An 18,126-nucleotide genomic window follows, 5' to 3' on the forward strand; every position below is an offset into this window, starting at 1 on the left:
AATTCATGTTTGGTGGCGATAGCGGAGGGGTTCCACACGTACCCATCCCGAACACGACCGTTAAGCCCTCCAGCGCCGATGGTACTTGGACCGCAGGGTCCTGGGAGAGTAGGACGTTGCCAAGCAAAACAAAAAAAGCACATCCCATTAAGGGGTGTGCTTTTTTGTTTGGGAATCGAGTCAATCTTAGAGATGCGATTTCATTTACGCACTTTCTTTATAAAATATACAGTAAGATATCCTAGTGCTACTACTCCTGTGCTTACTTAACCATTTACTTCTACTTTTCCAGTAAGTATAGGAGTGTAAAATAGCAATGATATGCGTGTTTTATAAGAAAACGACCAAGAGGAGCACCTTCCTTGGCCGTTTTTCTATATTTGTTATTTCGTTGTGTTATCAACCATTCTCTGAAGCACACTCTCAAAGGTATGAAGATCTTCTTGAGAGATCCCAGCAATGGTGTCTTGCATAAACTTCTCAGCAATCGGCAGAAGCTTAAGACAAACCTGCGTACCAAGATCGGATAATTGAATTTGTTTCATTCGTTTGTCTATATCATCAATGCTTCGAAGTAAATATCCTTCGGCTTCTAGTTTTTGTAGCAGCCGAACTACACTTGGCTCCTTAATCGACAATTCTTCTGCAAGTTCCCGTTGAGGATAATGTGTCACAAAAAATTGTGGGTGGATCGATCATTGGTCCAGATGCATCATCTTTAATCAGTAGCCTGACATTGGCGATTGCCAATGAGCTGACAGAGCAGCAAATCACGCAACCGTTTTTGCTCATCCAACGACAGGAGAAGTGATTCACGAAGCTGCGTTTGGCCTTAGCATTGGAGCGCTCCATCAAGCGTAACATCAAAAATAAAAGGAATACTTCTAGTCTGAGTAAGCGGACAAGGAAGCATTCCTTTTTTTATTATTTAGATGTTCATATAAGGTACATATACCAAACTGGTCCTGCCGGACTAACTGCTGCCTTTACTTGGCACATGCGAATGTAAAGCCACTCGTCGGTATAACAGGCCACATTTGGAGCGATTGAGGCGACTTAGGGAATGGAGAAAAAGCTTATCATACTGCTCAGGTATTTTTGACAAATAGTGCTGGATGCGAATAGAATAATATATTATAATAATACTTATTAAAAGATTTTTAAAAAGTATTACTAAGGAGCTAATCGATGACAGGAGAACCCTCCATGAATCCTAGGATAGTTCGTAATATTTTATTTTTGTTATTCGCTTTACCGGGTGTAGCATTTGCTTCCTGGGTGTCCCGCACGCCTGTCATACGGGATGTTTTACATGTCTCGACTGCCGAAATGGGGATTATTATTTTTGGATTAGCCGCGGGTTCCTTATTGGGACTACTTAGTGCGGCAATGTTATTTCTCGTATAGGTGGACGGTTGGTCATTCTGGGAAGTGCGCTTTTGATTGTGATTGGTTTTGTCATTGTAGGGTTGGGAACTGCATTTTCGCTCACGAGCATTGTGTTTGTTGGTTTGGTCATCTTTGGTAGTGGCTATGGCACAGCAGAAGTAGCTCTTAATGTCGAAGGTTCTGCGGTAGAAAATCAGTTGAATAAAACGCTTTTGCCTGCCTTCCACGGTTCGTTTAGTATGGGGACACTTGTAGGAGCTGCCATCGGTTCTGGAGCAGCAGCACTACACATACCTGTTGTAGTTCATTTTGGAGCTATGGCTGCCATGATTGCCGCAGTAACTCTCTATTTGTATCGTTATTTGCCTCATGATACAGGTAAAGAAAGGGAAGTTTCTAGGCAAATGGTTGGATCTAACATCAAGGTTCAGCTTGCAGTCTGGAAAGAACGGCGAATCCTATTGATTGGTATCATTGTGCTCGGAATGGCGTTTGCAGAAGGGGCTGCGAATGACTGGCTGCCGCTAACGATGGTAGATGGCTATGGCGTGGACTCCTTAACAGGCTCTTATATGTACGGGCTATTTGTGGCAGCGATGACCATTGGACGTTTCACGGGTGGATTTATACTGGATAAATACGGCCGCGTCCCTGTATTGAAGGGAAGTGCTGTCCTGGCTGCTGTTGGTATTATTCTAGTGATCTGGGGACAGCATTATCTCATGGCTGGATTGGGTATCTTGCTATGGGGGCTTGGAGCTGCACTTGGTTTTCCTGTAGGCTTGTCAGCTGCCGGAGATGACCCTCGTGGTGCAGCTATCCGGGTAGGAGTCGTAGCCACAATCGGTTTTTAGTGGGGCCTCCGGGATTAGGGCTTTTAGGTGAACATGTGGGTCTCTTGCATGCCTTAATAGTAGTGCTCATTGGCGTTATTGTTGCTGGTTTGATATCGAGTGCTGCCCAACCTGTGGCGATGAAAGAAAAGAAATGAGATTAAAATATAAAGGAGATTGTCGCATGTCTATGAAAACGGAAAAACAAAAGATGCTGGATGGGGAGCTGTATGTAGCTGATGACCCTCAATTAACAAGTGAAAGAGAGTATGCGAGAAGATGTGTACGTCTCTTTAATCAAACGACGGAGGCGGATAGTGAGTACCGTAAAAAGTTACTTAAGGAGCTTTTCGGATCAACTGGTGAAAATATAAACATGGAACCTAACATACGCTGTGACTACGGATACAACATCCATGTTGGGGAAAATTTCTATGCCAACTTCGACTGTACCATTTTGGATGTTTGTGAGGTGCGCATTGGAGATCATTGTTTTCTGGCCCCGGGAGTCCATATTTATACAGCGACTCACCCCATTGATCCATTTGAACGAATCGCTGGCCCAGAGTATGGGAAACCTGTGACGATTGGCAACAATGTATGGATTGGCGGCAGAGCGATTATTAATCCCGGTGTTACGATAGGTAATAACGTCGTAGTGGCATCAGGAGCAGTCGTAACTAAGGATGTTCCAGATAATATGGTTGTAGCTGGGAATCCAGCACGAGTGATTAAGCAAATTGTAATCTCCTAAACAACATACAAGCTGATCATTTAATATGTGTACCGATGATCCTATTAAAAGAGCCCCTTATTTTAATAGGATCATTTAAATTTAAGGACTTTACATATATGCTCTTCAAGAATTGGACTATACAGAGTAATAAATGATCATATTCATCCTTACCAGTGCTTCTCCTAAATTATAGTATATGTGCGGACGGTCTGCTTTAAAGCGGATCGAATCTCCGGCTTTCACCGTGTACATTTCTTCGCTGACTTTTACCACCATTTCACCCTCGAATACCGTTATAAATTCTTCAGTACCCTCACGGTGTGGGGCTGAACTCAGTTCCCCGCCTGTTTCAATCTCTACGGTATAGACCTCAAAATTTCTGTTTCCTTCATAGGGGAAAAACGGGTACAAGCGATAGTGATTGCTTTCTTCAAGCACTTGTACTTTGCTTTTAGGAACGACGACGGCATCGGCAGGTGGTTCGCTAATCAGGGCAGTGAATGATATTTTCAAGCCGTTCGCAATTTTCCATACCGTTGTAATCGAAGGATTAGATTCTCCGCGTTCAATCTGACCGAGCATCGTTTTACTGATCCCTGTCAGGTCAGCTAATTTATCTAAACTCAATTTTCTTTCATTTCTTAGATGCTTTAGATTTTTACTTAAAATTAAATTAATATTCTCCATCATTTTTCCGCTCCCTATTGTGCTATATAAAGAACATGATGTACAATCATGAAGCACAAATGTGCGTTAAAACGCACATTTTATTCAATTATAACACACTGGAGTTGATTGTTGCATGCCGTTTATTCCATTTTTATCTTATGTGCTTGTTACCAGCTTTACGCCAGGCCCCAATAATATTATGTCATTAGACAGTGCCAGGCGGTTAGGTTTGAAGAGAGCTTTTCCATTCTTACTGGGAGTAACAGCAGGCTGTTTCGCCATTATGTTGTTAGCTTGCTATTTTAATCTAGCTTTGTATCATTTCTTGCCTCGGGTTAAAATCTGGATGAATGTTCTCGGTAGTCTGTATATGCTTTATCTGGCAGTGAAAATAGCAAAGAGCAAATCTACTTCGGAGGATAATGACCACAATGAAGGATATACCTTCAAATCGGGACTGCTGCTGCAATTTATCAATTTAAAAATCATTTTATATGGTATTACAGTCATTTCAACGTTTGTCATGCCGTACGATGTGTCGTATATGACAATGATTACGGTCTCGTTACTCCTGACCTGTATTGGTTTTGCAGCAGTCATGTGCTGGGCGATTTTCGGCGCCATGTTCCAGCGCTTCTTGAATAAGTATGAGCGCTCCTTCAATATCATAATGGCCTTATTTCTCCTTTATAGTGCACTATCCATATGGATTTAAATAAATACCGTATTCACGATTTAAAAGAGAGGTTCCTGACTTATAAGCAGGAGCCTCTTTCGTGTGAACAGAGCTCATTCAGAGATTCATGAATACACTCCGGACAGAATGGATAAGTTTCCTGATCATTTTGCTGTAAAACGGGTATTACCTTAATACATAAAGTATATTGACAACTTGTATATACATGATTTAATCTTGTATATACAAGAAGTTGAAAGCGTTATATTAATTTCTTTTACGCTACTTCATTTCGCAAGAAAGGAATGAGGATGAATGGAAGCAATGAACAAGGCTTTAATTCCTCAAAATAAGGACTGGTGGCGCAAATCGGTCGTCTATCAGGTTTATCCCAAAAGCTTTAACGATACGACGGGCAAAGGAACCGGTGATATAAGAGGTCTGACACAAAAGTTGGATTATCTGCAAGGACTGGGTGTTGATATTATCTGGTTGCAGCCTGTATATGTCTCGCCACAGCGCGATAACGGGTATGATGTAGCCGATTATTGCCGGATTAATCCTGATTATGGAACAATGCAGGATTTTGAAGAATTGAGCCAGGAAATTCGGGCGCGTGAGATGCACTTGATGATCGACATCGTGGTTAACCATTCTTCCACAGAACATGTCTGGTTTCAGCAGGCGCGGCTTTCTAAGGATAATGAGTACAGGGACTATTATATCTGGCGTGACCCAGCACCTGATGGAGGACCTCCGAATAACTGGATTTCCAAGTTTGGTGGGCCAGCTTGGCAGTATGACGAGGCGACAAATCAATACTTCTTGACACTGTTTGATAAGACGCAGGCGGATTTAAACTGGGAAAATCCCAGAGTCCGTCAGGAAGTTGTTAATGTACTGGAATTTTGGGCAGAGAAGGGAGTTAGTGGCTTCCGACTCGATGTCATTAATTTGATCTCCAAGGATCAGCAATTCTCGGACGATGATGGAAGTACAGTTCCTGGGGATGGGCGTAAGTATTATACGGATGGTCCGAATGTGCATGAATACCTTCATGAATTACATGAAAAAGTATTCTCAAAGTATAACAGCGTCACTGTAGGGGAGATGTCCTCCACCTCACTGGATCACTGTATCCGTTATTCCAATCCAGAGAGAAAAGAACTATCCATGACCTTTAATTTTCATCATTTGAAGGTGGATTATCCTAATGGGCAAAAGTGGGAACTCATGCCTTATGATTTTGAAATGCTGAAAAGGCTATTTTCGGATTGGCAGATTGGCATGCAACAGGGTGGCGGCTGGAGTGCATTGTTTTTTAACAATCATGATCAGCCAAGAGCGATCTCTCGCTTTTTGGATGATGGTGAATACCATGTGGAAAGCGCCAAGCTACTGGCCACCACGCTACATGGACTTCAGGGAACACCTTATATATTTCAAGGTGAAGAGATTGGAATGCCCAATCCGAAGTGGTCAAATATTGAAGAATTCCGTGATGTTGAATCGCTGAATATGTATCGTATCTTGCAGGAGCAAGGCAAAAGCGCAGAGGAAGCGTTGGATATCATTCGAGAGCGGTCCCGTGATAATTCGAGGACACCGATGCAGTGGGATAACACTCATAATGCAGGTTTCACCACAGGCACACCTTGGATTAAGGTAGATGAACGATATCCACAGATCAACGTTCAGTCCCAGTTAGAGGACCCGAACTCGATCTACAACCATTACCATCAGCTAATTGGTCTGCGTAAGACGGTACAGGTTATCACTGATGGGGATTATCAACGCTTAGATGAAGCTCATCCTCAGGTCTATGCCTATCAACGTAGCAATGAACAAGAGACTTTGGTCGTCATCTCTAACTTTAGCGGACAAGATGTACAATTCCGTATACCGGATTCATTTTATTCATCTATAGAAAATAAAGGAGTGGATGCGGCTGAGCTTTTGATCGGTAATACACAGCACACTCCGCAGCTAAATCAGGTGATCTCTTTGACTCCATATGCTTCCTATATGTGGATTATTCGTTAACCTTAGTGAATAGTATGGAAATGTCTAGTAGTCCCCCGATAGTACATTTATTTATAAGCCGGGGTGGCTGCTTTAAAAATGAGCAAACGTCGAGGGAGTGGACTAGATGGCGATTGAAAGAGCACAGGTGGAAGACATTATAAAAGCCGTTGGTGGTAAAGACAACATAGAGGCCTCTACGCATTGCGTAACTCGTCTGCGATTTGCCCTGTATGATGATAAGCTGGTCGATAAAGATGCACTCGAACAAAATGATCTGGTCAAAGGCCAATTTTCTTCACAAGGACAGTATCAGGTCGTGATTGGTCCAGGTCTGGTGGATAAGGTATATGATGAAATGATCTCCATTACAGGAGGCAGCCGGGCTTCTAAGGACGATGTTAAAAACGCGGCTAGTAAAAAACAAAATCCAATTCAGCGTGCCATCAAGACGCTGGCAGATATCTTTATTCCGATTTTGCCCGCGATTGTGACTGCAGGCTTATTGCTTGGGATCAATAATATTTTGACAGGCAAGGGAATCTTTTTCGAAGGAATGTCTCTGGTTCAGGTCTACCCTCAATGGACCGACTTTGCAGCTATCATTAACACCATTGCCAGCACCGCTTTTACATTTCTACCTGCCTTGATTGGATGGTCGGCCGTTGTTCGGTTTGGCGGTAGTCCTTTACTTGGGATTGTACTGGGTTTGATTCTGGTTCATCCAGATTTACTAAGTGCATACAGCTATGCGGATGCCGTAACCAAAGGGACCGTTCCGGTTTGGGATTTGTTTGGCTGGGAAGTGAACAAGATTGGTTATCAAGGACAGGTTTTACCCGTTTTAGTATCCGCTTACGTGCTTGCACAAATTGAGAAGTTCCTCAATAAAAAGATAGCGGATTCATTTAAGCTGTTGCTTGTAGCACCGATTACCTTATTAGTAACAGGATTTCTTGCATTTACGGTGATCGGTCCGGTTACTTTTATGATTGGTAATGCGATTACGACTGGTCTTGTATACGTTTTCGATTTGGCTCCTGCGCTGGGTGGTCTGATTTATGGAGGTTTGTACGCCTTGCTCGTGATCACGGGAATGCATCATACTTTCCTGGCGGTGGATGTGCAATTAATTGGTACACAGGGTGGAACCTTCCTATGGCCGATGTTGGCCTTGTCTAATATCGCTCAGGGTGCCGGGGCACTGGCCATGATGTTGGTATTGAAGGAGCAAAAGGGAAAAGGATTGGCTCTTACCTCTTCCGTGTCTGCGTTTCTGGGTGTAACCGAGCCTGCCATATTTGGGGTGAATATCCGGTATAAATACCCGTTTGTATTCGGAATGCTCGGTTCCGGTATCGCAGGTATACTGCTCACCGTAAATCATGTGTTGGCTTCTTCCATTGGTGTAGGAGGCATTCCAGGCTTCTTATCCATTTTCCCAAACAACTGGGGGGTATTCTTCATCGGGATGGCGATCGTATTAATTGTACCGTTCGCTTTAACCTTCATGTATGGAAAACTGCTAAGTAAGCGCCGTCAGGCTCCGCCTACACCAGCTAACGACCCCGTACGGAAAGGTTCGGATCGTCGAAATTCTGCACTGGATGTGCTTGAAGTAAAGACTCCGGTACTTGGGCATGTGGTGTCATTGGAGCAGGTTCCTGATCCGGCTTTTGCCGAACGGCAGATGGGGCAAGGTATTGCAGTGGAACCGAAGGATGGTCGGATTCTTGCCCCTTTCAGTGGAAAAGTCATTCACATCATGGTGAAAAGTAAGCATGCCTTGATTTTGGAGCATCCAACAGGTGTACAGATACTGGTACATGTAGGAATCAACACGGTGTCATTGAAGGGAGAAGGATTCACCATGCATGTGGAGACAGGTCAAACCGTGGAGCAGGGCCAGCTACTGATGGAATTTGACCGTGAGCTGATCCAGAAATCGGGATATCCCATCATTACACCGGTTATTGTCCCCGATGGGCAGAATATGATTGAATCAGTTGAGGAATTACCGGGCGAGGCGAACGATTTGCAATATGTCTTAATGAGAATTCATTTGAATTCTTCATCAGACCATACGAATTAAGTCAGATTCATCCTGCTAGCCTATTTTAGTAACTTGGTCAGTGAAAGAATGCTACAATAAACGTGGTGATGAAAATTGACTAAGAATATATTTTTGCAAATTTATCAGGAGTACTCGGGACGAATCCAGACAGGCGAATTGGCTCCTGGTTCGAAAATGCCCTCTGAAAATGAATTGGCCCGGGAGTATAACACTTCTCGTGAGACCGTGCGTAAGGCACTTCACTTGCTTGCACAAAATGGGTATATCCATAAAATAAAGGCTAAAGGATCTTTTGTTCTGGATATAGGACGGATGGATTTTCCCATAGGGGGATTGGTCAGTTTCAAAGAAATGTCTGAGCGGATTGGGCGAAAATCACAAACGATTGTTCATGAAAATCAGTTGATTCCCGTTCCTGATGACATAGCTACTCATCTTGAGATTGACAAAGACAAGCATTTGGTCTGGAAAGTCATTCGTGCACGTGAAATAGAAGGTGAATGTGTCATACTGGATAAAGACTACTTTCGATCAGACATTGTACCCGTGCTTACCGAGGAAATTAGTCGTGAATCTATCTACGAATATTTGGAGGGGGAACTCCATCTTCAAATCAGTTATGCTAAAAAAGTCGTTTCTGTAGAAGATGCAGATGAAGAAGACCGTAAGCTGATGGACCTCCAGAACTATACTCATGTGGTTGTAGTACGTAACTATGTTTATCTGGAAGACACCACCTTGTTCCAGTATACCGAATCCAGGCATCGGCTGGACAAATTCCAATTCATAGATTTTGCCAGACGTTCCCACGGTGAAGAGAGGAAATCTGAGTTTTTAAGCTGACCCATTAGAGTTGACCCAAGAACGAGTGATTAAATTGGAATAATCTACTGTGGTGGAAAACCCCTCTTCTAAAGAAGAGGGGTTCTTTTTTGACTCCAGGACAAATTTTGAGTAGATGTTGACTATTCAGCTGAGGAACCTAAATCCGTAATGGTTAGCTTAACATCGAAGGTTACGGGGATTTTACTGAACTTATAATCCCAATCATCTTTTACTTTTTTCCAAATCTGAGGTTTTTCAATATGCAAACGTTCACCAAAACCGGCCACATCGACTTTGTATTCGGCTTGTAATTTGTGCATAAGGGACTTAATCCTTAGAGTCACTTGTTTTTCAAATTCTTTCTCTGCCTCTTTTATGTTTGACGTCTCAGTCGGGTTCACTGTCTCATCCCAGTTTTCAATTAGACGTCCTTTGGATTCAATTTTTACATGAAAAGAGATGTCGTTTCCGTTGGTCATCTTGATCGTCATTTTGCTTTTTACCGATTTAATTTCATAGGTTATGGCTTCATTATTCTTATCATACGTTTTGACAGCTCCGCCCTCGACATCACCCTTAACCCATCCGATACTCTCCACGTCTTGTTGTCCCAAAGCACCGATCCAGTGACCGGTATCTCCTTTGATAATGCCAGCACCTGAAAATTCTAATTCCCCATCGGACTCAGTAATGTTTTGCAATATATAGCTTTTTTTGGAATGCATCATCCCATCCAATTCAGACAAATTGACCCCTCTCATGACCTTGCTGGTTCTGAAATGGTTACGAAGCATATATAGAATATGAATGGATGGGACTTCTTCCTTATATTTGGTAACTAAAGTATTAGCTGCTCGTCCTTTGCTTAAGAAGACCAAACAACTCGGACGAATATCATTATCACGAAGCACAAAATCCATCAATTGCTGCATCGTCTGTTGTTTTGCCAGTTCGGTAGAAATCACCATGACCTTTAGGTGGTGGCCAATAACGGGGCGATCCAAACGGAGAGAGAGCTGTCGAAAAATTTCAAGCAAAGAATCTCCTGTGCTGGTTATGTTGTTATAGTTTGGCTCTTGTCCCCCTCCTCCACCTTGCTGGCTTGGGCCACCAGATGATTTTTTGGGAACGATTTGTAAACTGGCCGTAATTTTATTTTTCTTGAAGTACCGGCTTCCTTTCTTCTCCAGATCCTGTTCCAATGGAGTGAGCTCTCCACGGTCCAGAGCCAATCCTGTATATATGCTAAGCTCCTCTACTTCTTTACTGCTCCAGCAGCCGACTTGAGTGACCAGAAGAATGGAGGCAAGCAGTACAGATAAGATAGACCGTCTACACATTTTGCTTCAATCCCTTCTTCCTGATCATCAATACGATGGAGAGAAATACCGGTATCATCAAAAATAATATGATCCCCATGTATCCAATCGCGTCACCGAGACTAAACACTTCCATCATACGAATAGGAGTCATGGTGGAGATAAAGATAAGCGGAATTAAACCGAAAATCGCATAACGATATTTGAGACCAAACACTTGTGAGAGACCTAAAGATGCATTGAAGAAAAAACTGCAGAAATTACAAAACATTTGCATCACCCAGATCACCAGCAGTGGAAACTCCAGACGCTCAAAAAGAAATCCGGGGATCTCAAAACTTCGCATCAAATTAATGGTAGGCCAAGTACTTGTCACCGTAGAATCTACTGATAGCCCGCCGATCACCATAACTACAGTCAAAAAATACAAAACTAAAGGGATACTGATGCCCGCTGCCATGGCCTTAAATGCTTTTTCGGGCTGCTGCATAAAAGCGACCAGTGTCATGACGACTTCACATCCAGCAAAGACAAGAATAGTCGATTTCAGCCCCTTGATGACGGGGAAAATTCCATCACTCAATACGGGACGAAGATGATCAATTTGAAAAATTCTTAAGCTAAAGACAAAACAGAGAAGCAGAAAGAAGAGACTGATCGGAAGTACAATCTGGTACAGCCGCGCGATGGAATTAATGCCTCCAAAAACCAAATAACTCCCTACCCAGATGAATGGAATCACAATCGCCCAGATGGGTGTGCCTTCCAGTAGGAAAAATACGGTTACCTCAGCTAACACACGGATCTCAAATCCGGCTATGATAATAAAGTAAATAATTAATAGCACGCTTAAGAATCCTCCCGGAACAGTGCCTACAATTCTTCTGGAGTATTGATATATGGTGTTTCCAGGAAACTTTTGACTTAACTTCACCATGACCCAGATGACGAATATAACAATACCTCCGCCGATAAGGACAGAAAGCCAGGCATCAGGAGTCTGCACTTGTTCAGTTACACCTCTCGGTAGCGTCAAGATCCCTGCGCCCAATACGGTATTGGTCAAGAATACAGCCGCCTGCTTCGTTGTGATCTTATCATCTGAGTTTCTAAACACAGTAGCTCCTCCTTCGTATTGGGCATCATGATCGTCGTTTGCGTTGCTGTGTTTTCATCATGACAGGTCTTCGTTTCATCAGAGAAATAGGAGCTCGGATGTACAGATCCTTCCAGTCGCTTGGTCGCATGGGGGAAAAGGGAGTTACATATGGTACACCAAAGCTTCTTAACTTCGTCAGATGGATACAAATTAACAGAAAGAACAATATGGTTCCAAACATGCCCAGCATTGCTGCAAAAAACATTCCGACAAAACGCAAAAGGCGCAGGGTTATGCCCGCACTATATGTTGGTATGGAAAACGAAGAAATGGCCGTAACCGCAACCACAATGACCAGGAAGGGACTAACGATGCCCGCATTGACAGCAGCATCACCGATGACCAAGCCTCCTACAATGCCCATCGCAGGACCAATAGGTTTGGGCAAGCGAATACCGGCCTCCCGTAGAATTTCGATAGAGATTTCCAAAATCAGGACCTCAATGACGGATGGGAAAGGGACGCCTTGACGGGTTCCGATAATGCTAATGACCAGCTTGGTCGGAATTAAACCGGGATGAAACGATATAAAAGAAATGTACAAAGCAGGCCCCATAAGCGCTATAAACGCTCCGCTAAAACGAAGCAGACGTAAAAGTGTTCCTGGAATCCATCGCTCATAATAGTCCTCGGGAGATTGAAGCAGCATACTGAAGGTCACCGGCACAATAAGTGCAAAGGGGGTACCATCCAGTAAGATCGCAATTCTTCCTTCCAACAAAGCATTAATGACACGGTCGGGACGCTCTGTGTTATGAGCCTGTTGGAATGGACTTAAATAATTGTCTTCGATAAGTTGTTCCACATATCCGGATTCAGGTAAAAAATCCATGTCTATTTTTGATATTCTGCGGCTTACTTCTTCAAGCAGGTCCGGATTCACAATATCCTTTATATAAGCGATAACGAGATCCTTTTTGATTCTGCTTCCTACTTGGAATTTCTTCATTTCCAGACTCTTATTTAAGCCTTGGCGGCGAAGCATCGAAGTATTTTCACTCAATACTTCCGTAAAACCGATTCTGGGACCCCGAAGCAATGCTTCAGAGGTTGGCTCATTGACGGAGCGAATAGCGCCGTTAGGCGGGCCCACCAGTAGCGCTTCCTTCATTCCTTCAATTAATAAGGCGGTATGACCTAAAAGGATGAACTCGTACAGTTCCTCCATACGGGTAACTTCACTAATTTGCGTAAGTGGCATCAGGCTTTCTTTTATAAAAGAGTTACTTAAACCTTCCGGCTGCTGTTCCTGTTGGTCCTGGCCCTGCTGGCCCTCAAACATCAAGACCTCCAATACCTGCTCGCTCATAAGCTTTTCATCCTGCATACCATCTATGAAGACTAACATGGACCGAGCATGAAATTTCTTCACCATAAACTCACGAAAATGCACATCACTATTTTCGCCTATAGCCTCACGAATTGTCTGTAAGTCGGAATCATAATTTCCTGTAATTTTAGAGCTTGGTCCATGTCTTTGATCAATGGGACCTTTGTTATGCTTAGATTTGGCTCCCTTACTGCCGACAAATGAATAAATCGAGGTGTTTATATAATAAATTCCTAAAGGAATAATCAACGCGAGGCCGGCTTGAAAGAGTGTACTCCAGCTAGGAAGATAAGTAATGATTTTAGACCACATGATGATTACCTCCAAACAATTCAATTCATTTTCCCATAAGATACAAGTTGTTCATAAAGTATTCCTTATAACGGTTGTATTTACGCATGAATTGGAAAGATTCATTCGATGACACGGCTATGATTTCCGGTCCTTACCTTAATCCCTTGAAATAGAATAGGGAAATCCCTAAATATTCATAATTTTAACTATATTGTGATTGAAATCACATATAGACCTATCTACTGTATTAGAATAGAAGCATAAACAATATTCATTAGAAACGTAGAGATGTCGTCGGATAGGAAGTAGCGTCGAATGAATGGAGGAACCGGTATATGATAAACAGTAAAAAGAAGCTTGTGGTTATAGGGAACGGGATGGCTGGTATCAATACGGTCGAACAAATTTTAAAATTAACGGATAAATATGAGATTACAGTCCTGGGAAGTGAGCCGCATCCAAACTATAACAGGATCATGCTCTCTTATGTGTTGGAAGGTAGTAAAACAATAGATGATATCATACTGAACGATTTGCAATGGTATGCGGACCAAGGGATTACTTTATATACAGGAAAAATGGTTAAAAGCATCGATGGTGAGCACAAGAAGATTCGCACCGAGGACGGACTGGAAATTGATTACGATGTAGCTTTGGTAGCCACTGGCTCACAGTCGTTTATTCTGCCTATTCCGGGTAAAGAATTACCGGGCGTTATTGGTTTCCGAGATATCGCCGATTGCTCGGAAATGCTGGAAGCAGCGAAAACCTACAAAAAGGCGGCTGTCATTGGCGGAGGTCTATTGGGGCTGGAAGCAGCTAAAGGCCTGGTCAACCTGGGGATGGATGTTACGGTCGTTCATTTAATGGAAGATTTGATGGAACGTCAGCTAGACCGGGAAGCCTCTGCGATGTTGAAAGCAGAGCTGGAACGGCAGGGAATCAAGTTTGCTATGCAAATGCAAACTGCAGAGGTGTACGGTCAAGATCGGGTACAAGGACTGCGCTTCTCGGATGGAAGCGAGCTGGAAGCGGATTTGGTCGTAATGGCCGTCGGAATCAAGCCTAATATCCAGGTAGCCGTGGAAAGTGGTATGGAAACGAACCGTGGGATTGTGGTCGATGATTTGATGAGAACATCCTTGCCGGATGTATATGCCGTAGGGGAATGTGTTGAACACCGTGGGGTCTGCTACGGTCTGGTAGCTCCGCTGTTTGAACAGGGAAGTGTAATTGCCAAACATTTGGCAGGCGCGGATACCGAAGGTTATGCAGGATCGGTAGTTTCCACCAAGCTCAAAATTTCAGGGGTGGATGTTTTCTCAGCTGGCGAATTCATAACTCAGCCTGAACATACGGTGATTGTGGCAAAGGATGAGTGGAAGCGCACATACAAAAAAGTACTGCTTCGTGATAATAAAATTGTGGGGACTGTACTGTTTGGCGATGTGAGCGAATCTGCTAGTCTTCAAAAATATGTGCGTCAGCAAACGCCGATGACAGATGAGATATATGGACAGCTGATGGGTACCGGATGCAGTAATCACGGGTCGAAAACATCGTCCGCTGAAACGATGGCGGATGATGAAATTGTCTGTGGCTGTAACGGTGTGACTAAAAAGGCGATTGTGGATGCAATCAATGAAAATGGACTAACCACAGTCGATGAAATTAAGGCATGTACCGGAGCTACGCGTTCCTGTGGTGGATGTAAGCCAGTGGTTGAGCAAATTTTGCAATATGTTCTTGGAGACAGCTTTAAAACGTCAGCCAAGCAAGGAATATGTGGCTGTACAACATTGAGCCGGGACGAGATTGTTGAAGCGATCAAAACCAAAGGGCTCACAACTACGCGTGAAGTGATGAATGTACTGGGTTGGCATAATGATGAAGGATGCTCCAAATGCCGTCCGGCACTGAATTATTATTTGGGGATGATTAACCCAGATACCTATGAAAATGAGGGAGATTCCCGCTTTGTAAATGAGCGATTGCACGCGAACATTCAAAAGGATGGAACATTTACAGTGGTGCCAAGAATGTATGGCGGTGTAACGACTCCAGAAGATTTGAAGAAAATAGCTGATGTTTCTCTTAAATACAACGTTAAAGTCGTTAAAGTAACTGGGGGACAGCGGCTGGATTTGATTGGTGTCCGTAAAGAAGATCTGCCTAAAGTGTGGGAAGAACTCGATATGCCTTCAGGATATGCCTACGCGAAGTCACTTCGTACGGTTAAAACCTGTGTTGGATCGCAATTTTGCCGTTTTGGTACACAGGACTCGATGGGAATGGGAGAAGTGCTGGAACGGAAATTCGAACGACTGGATTTCCCGGCGAAATTCAAATTAGCGGTTAATGGGTGCCCACGCAACTGTGCGGAATCATGTACGAAAGATATCGGAATCGTAGGTAATGATGGGGGCTGGGAAATCTTTATCGGTGGTAACGGCGGTATTAAAGCGCGGTTGGCTGATTCACTCTGTAAAGTAAAAACCGACGCTGAACTGATTGATATTGTAGGAGCCGTGATGCAGTTCTACCGGGAAACAGGACAATACCTGGAACGTACTTCGGAGTGGGTAGAACGGATCGGTCTGGAAGAGATTCAGAAGGTTGTCGTTCACGATACCGCTAATCGACAGGCTTTAGTAGAACGTATTGAATTTGCACTACAACAGGTCGAAGACCCGTGGAAAAAGATCATCAATGATGAGGATACACGTAAAAATCTATTTGAAGTTGTCACTCCATCTATTGTGTAATTGTATCTAAAATGCCTGAGGAAGGGAGTAATCAAGCAAATGATCAAGAATGCCGAATGGCTTGTCGTCGGTCACAGTAAGGATTTTCCGACTAGAATAGGACGTACCATCCACATCAAAGGGACTGAAATTGCTGTTTTTCGCACTTCGGAGAATGAGCTTTATGCTGTTGAAAATATCAACCCTCATCCCAAAGGAGGTCCTCTTACAGAGGCGATCGTATCGGGACATTATATTTATGATCCTTTGTATGACTGGAAAATTGATTTGCGGACGGGCAGCGTTCAAGAGCCCGATCACGGGCAAATTAAAACGTTCGCCGTCTGTGAAGAGGGAGAAGAAGTGAAAATATCGCTCGAAACGGTTTAATTCATTTGAAGGAATGAAAATAAAAAGGGCTCGACAGGAACAATCCTGTGGGCCCTTTTCGTTTTGAATCAGGTAATGGTAACGCCTGCACTGGCGTAGCCTACCACGGTATTGACGAGAGAAATTCCTGTCGCAGTGGCGGAAAAGACCATAAGCAGACGGGTTTGCGCGGTTACGGGTATAGCCAATCCAGTAGTAATGCCACTAGAGGTCGTTCCTAATGCAACGATGTCAGTTAGCGGGGGGATCAATGTAACGGTAGCTCCGGGAACGGCTATAAAGGTGTTATTAGGGGTTGGGGAGCTAAACAACTGGGCAGTGACGCTTATAGATGAACCTACGAGGGTTAGTGCAGCAGTAGTGCTGAAATATCCCGCGATGGATGTGATTACACCATCCCGTGGAACGGAGAAAGCAAAGTTAATGACTGGTCCGACAAGCGTACCTGTGAGATCAAGGATACCGCCTACGAGACCAATACCTGTTGCTGAATTTCCAAAACCGATCAAGCTTGTGGTTCCAACCAGTCCGCCGGCAATGGTTGTCAAAATTGCTGGTCCACCCGAAGCAAATGGAATGATTGCGCCCGAACCGGTGGCTCCAGTAACGCCTGTAACCCCTGTGGCTCCGGTAGCTCCGCCGACACCTGTAGCACCCGTAGCTCCAGCGGACCCGACCGGCCCGACCGCGCCCGGTAGGCCATCGGCTCCGGTCGGTCCAGTGGCTCCAGTGGGCCCGACTGCACCAACCGCTCCCGTGGCGCCTGTCACCCCTCCGGGAGGTCCCGCAGGCCCTTCAGGTCCGGCGGCCCCGATCGGCCCTGCGGCTCCGACAGGCCCTGCGGCGCCAACAGGTCCAGCAGGGCCTTCAGGCCCGGCAGGTCCAGCGGGTCCCGCAGGTCCGGGAGGTCCGGCTGTCCCTACAGGTCCGGGAGGCCCCGGAGGTCCTTGTGGACCTGGTATACCTGCTGGACCAGGCGCCCCACCAGGCCCCACAGGTCCGGGAGGCCCTTGTGGGCCGGGCTCCCCTGACAAATACGGTTCACTTAATGCGTCGCTAACCGTCTTTCCTGCAGTTCTGATTGCACGGATTAAACTGTCTTTATGAGTTGGATTGAGGGATTCCTGTAGAACGATGGACAATAGAGCATCCAACAGTTGCTGTAATGTAGTACCTACGCTGATCGGAGAGAAAGGCGTGGCTTCTAACGCTACAATAGCAAGCTCCAACGCCGCCAGTAAATCTGCCCTAGCCCCGCCTCTAAGTCTCAAGCTTTTCGCTAGAGACAGCAATTGTCTTAAAATCTGTTGCAATAAAGATATATTAGCCGCAGAAGGGTTTGCGAATACAAGTGGGACGATCGAGGTCAATTCATTAATAAGCTTGAGAAGCACTTCGATACTTCTATTATCTCTTGATGGTTTGTAGTCCTCGTCTTTTTTTGACGCACCACTGAACCTGAACGGCCTTTTGTGTTTCATGCTCAAACATCTCCTCCTCATTCTTCCTACTGTAGAGGTGACAGATGGTTAATCGCCCCGTTTTATAGATATTCATAATATATTTAGTGGAGTGAAAAGGGTGAATACACAAGCAAAGCTTAATAAAAAATTGATAACAAAAGCGCGGTTCCCAAATAGCTTGGGACCGCGCTTTAGCGTGTGTT

The 18,126-nt window shown here is 44.3% G+C and carries 14 protein-coding genes, 1 rRNA gene and 1 pseudogene; 10 read left to right on the forward strand and 6 right to left on the reverse strand.

What is annotated here, in order from left to right; translation table 11 throughout:
• The first annotated feature begins 8 nt into the window (after positions 1-8).
• Positions 9-125: ribosomal RNA gene (gene rrf, locus ACN6NF_RS03245) — 5S ribosomal RNA — on the forward strand.
• Between the two features lie 258 nt (positions 126-383).
• Here the strand turns inward: rrf and ACN6NF_RS03250 are convergent.
• On the reverse strand, positions 384-674 hold the full coding sequence (locus ACN6NF_RS03250) for a MarR family winged helix-turn-helix transcriptional regulator (protein ID WP_474315070.1): 291 nt from the start codon (positions 672-674) through the stop codon (positions 384-386).
• On the opposite strand from ACN6NF_RS03250, the gene ACN6NF_RS03255 reads away from it, so the two are divergent.
• The 3 genes and pseudogenes from ACN6NF_RS03255 to ACN6NF_RS03265 all read left to right on the forward strand — a co-directional run bounded on the left by ACN6NF_RS03255 (position 668) and on the right by ACN6NF_RS03265 (position 2,976).
• Positions 668-811, forward strand: a complete 144-nt coding sequence (locus ACN6NF_RS03255; protein ID WP_474315072.1) for a hypothetical protein — start codon at positions 668-670, stop codon at positions 809-811. The two genes, ACN6NF_RS03250 and ACN6NF_RS03255, sit on opposite strands and share 7 nt — an antisense overlap.
• A gap of 395 nt (positions 812-1,206) precedes the next feature.
• Positions 1,207-2,380: pseudogene (locus ACN6NF_RS03260) on the forward strand (MFS transporter).
• A 26-nt stretch (positions 2,381-2,406) separates the two neighbouring features.
• Positions 2,407-2,976 (forward strand): sugar O-acetyltransferase, encoded by a 570-nt coding sequence (locus ACN6NF_RS03265; protein WP_474315074.1) that lies wholly within the window; start codon positions 2,407-2,409, stop codon positions 2,974-2,976.
• Between the two features lie 117 nt (positions 2,977-3,093).
• Here the strand turns inward: ACN6NF_RS03265 and ACN6NF_RS03270 are convergent, their stop codons facing one another.
• Positions 3,094-3,648 carry a helix-turn-helix domain-containing protein gene (locus ACN6NF_RS03270; RefSeq protein WP_474315076.1) on the reverse strand — a complete coding sequence of 185 codons (555 nt, stop codon included), beginning with the start codon at positions 3,646-3,648 and terminating at the stop codon, positions 3,094-3,096.
• Positions 3,649-3,760: 112 nt separating this feature from the next.
• On the opposite strand from ACN6NF_RS03270, the gene ACN6NF_RS03275 reads away from it, so the two are divergent.
• The 4 genes from ACN6NF_RS03275 (at position 3,761) to treR (ending at position 9,242) form a co-directional block, all read left to right on the forward strand.
• A complete protein-coding gene (locus ACN6NF_RS03275) occupies positions 3,761-4,342 on the forward strand; it encodes a LysE family transporter (RefSeq protein ID WP_474315079.1) in 582 nt (193 codons plus the stop codon).
• 276 nt (positions 4,343-4,618) lie between these two features.
• Positions 4,619-6,346 carry an alpha,alpha-phosphotrehalase gene (gene treC / locus ACN6NF_RS03280; protein WP_474315081.1) on the forward strand — a complete coding sequence of 576 codons (1,728 nt, stop codon included), beginning with the start codon at positions 4,619-4,621 and terminating at the stop codon, positions 6,344-6,346.
• Between the two features lie 106 nt (positions 6,347-6,452).
• Positions 6,453-8,417, forward strand: coding sequence for a PTS system trehalose-specific EIIBC component (gene treP / locus ACN6NF_RS03285; RefSeq protein WP_474315084.1), 1,965 nt, complete (start codon positions 6,453-6,455; stop codon positions 8,415-8,417).
• A gap of 75 nt (positions 8,418-8,492) precedes the next feature.
• Positions 8,493-9,242: a trehalose operon repressor gene (treR, locus tag ACN6NF_RS03290; protein ID WP_474315087.1), complete on the forward strand. Its 750-nt coding sequence runs from the start codon at positions 8,493-8,495 to the stop codon at positions 9,240-9,242.
• A 122-nt stretch (positions 9,243-9,364) separates the two neighbouring features.
• Here treR and ACN6NF_RS03295 read toward each other — a convergent pair whose 3' ends face one another.
• From ACN6NF_RS03295 to ACN6NF_RS03305, 3 genes are read right to left on the reverse strand one after another with little or no spacing between them, the layout of a single operon-like run.
• Positions 9,365-10,564 carry a Ger(x)C family spore germination protein gene (locus ACN6NF_RS03295; protein WP_474315089.1) on the reverse strand — a complete coding sequence of 400 codons (1,200 nt, stop codon included), beginning with the start codon at positions 10,562-10,564 and terminating at the stop codon, positions 9,365-9,367.
• Positions 10,557-11,660: a GerAB/ArcD/ProY family transporter gene (locus tag ACN6NF_RS03300; protein WP_340864205.1), complete on the reverse strand. Its 1,104-nt coding sequence runs from the start codon at positions 11,658-11,660 to the stop codon at positions 10,557-10,559. The genes ACN6NF_RS03295 and ACN6NF_RS03300 overlap by 8 nt, the downstream gene beginning before the upstream one ends.
• 25 nt (positions 11,661-11,685) lie before the next feature.
• The gene (locus ACN6NF_RS03305; RefSeq protein WP_474315093.1) at positions 11,686-13,344 is read right to left on the reverse strand and encodes a spore germination protein; all 1,659 of its coding nucleotides are present in this window, start codon (positions 13,342-13,344) and stop codon (positions 11,686-11,688) included.
• 317 nt (positions 13,345-13,661) lie between these two features.
• Here ACN6NF_RS03305 and nirB point away from each other — a divergent pair, with 317 nt between their 5' ends.
• Together nirB and nirD are read left to right on the forward strand one after the other, a co-directional pair.
• Positions 13,662-16,091 (forward strand): nitrite reductase large subunit NirB, encoded by a 2,430-nt coding sequence (gene nirB / locus ACN6NF_RS03310; RefSeq protein WP_257126653.1) that lies wholly within the window; start codon positions 13,662-13,664, stop codon positions 16,089-16,091.
• Positions 16,092-16,130: 39 nt separating this feature from the next.
• On the forward strand, positions 16,131-16,460 hold the full coding sequence (gene nirD, locus ACN6NF_RS03315) for a nitrite reductase small subunit NirD (protein ID WP_474315096.1): 330 nt from the start codon (positions 16,131-16,133) through the stop codon (positions 16,458-16,460).
• 68 nt (positions 16,461-16,528) lie between these two features.
• On the opposite strand, the gene ACN6NF_RS03320 is transcribed toward nirD, so the two are convergent.
• The gene (locus ACN6NF_RS03320; RefSeq protein WP_474315099.1) at positions 16,529-17,941 is read right to left on the reverse strand and encodes an exosporium glycoprotein BclB-related protein; all 1,413 of its coding nucleotides are present in this window, start codon (positions 17,939-17,941) and stop codon (positions 16,529-16,531) included.
• Between the last annotated feature and the right edge of the window lie 185 nt (positions 17,942-18,126).

This window comes from Paenibacillus sp. TSM33 (genome assembly GCF_056099025.1).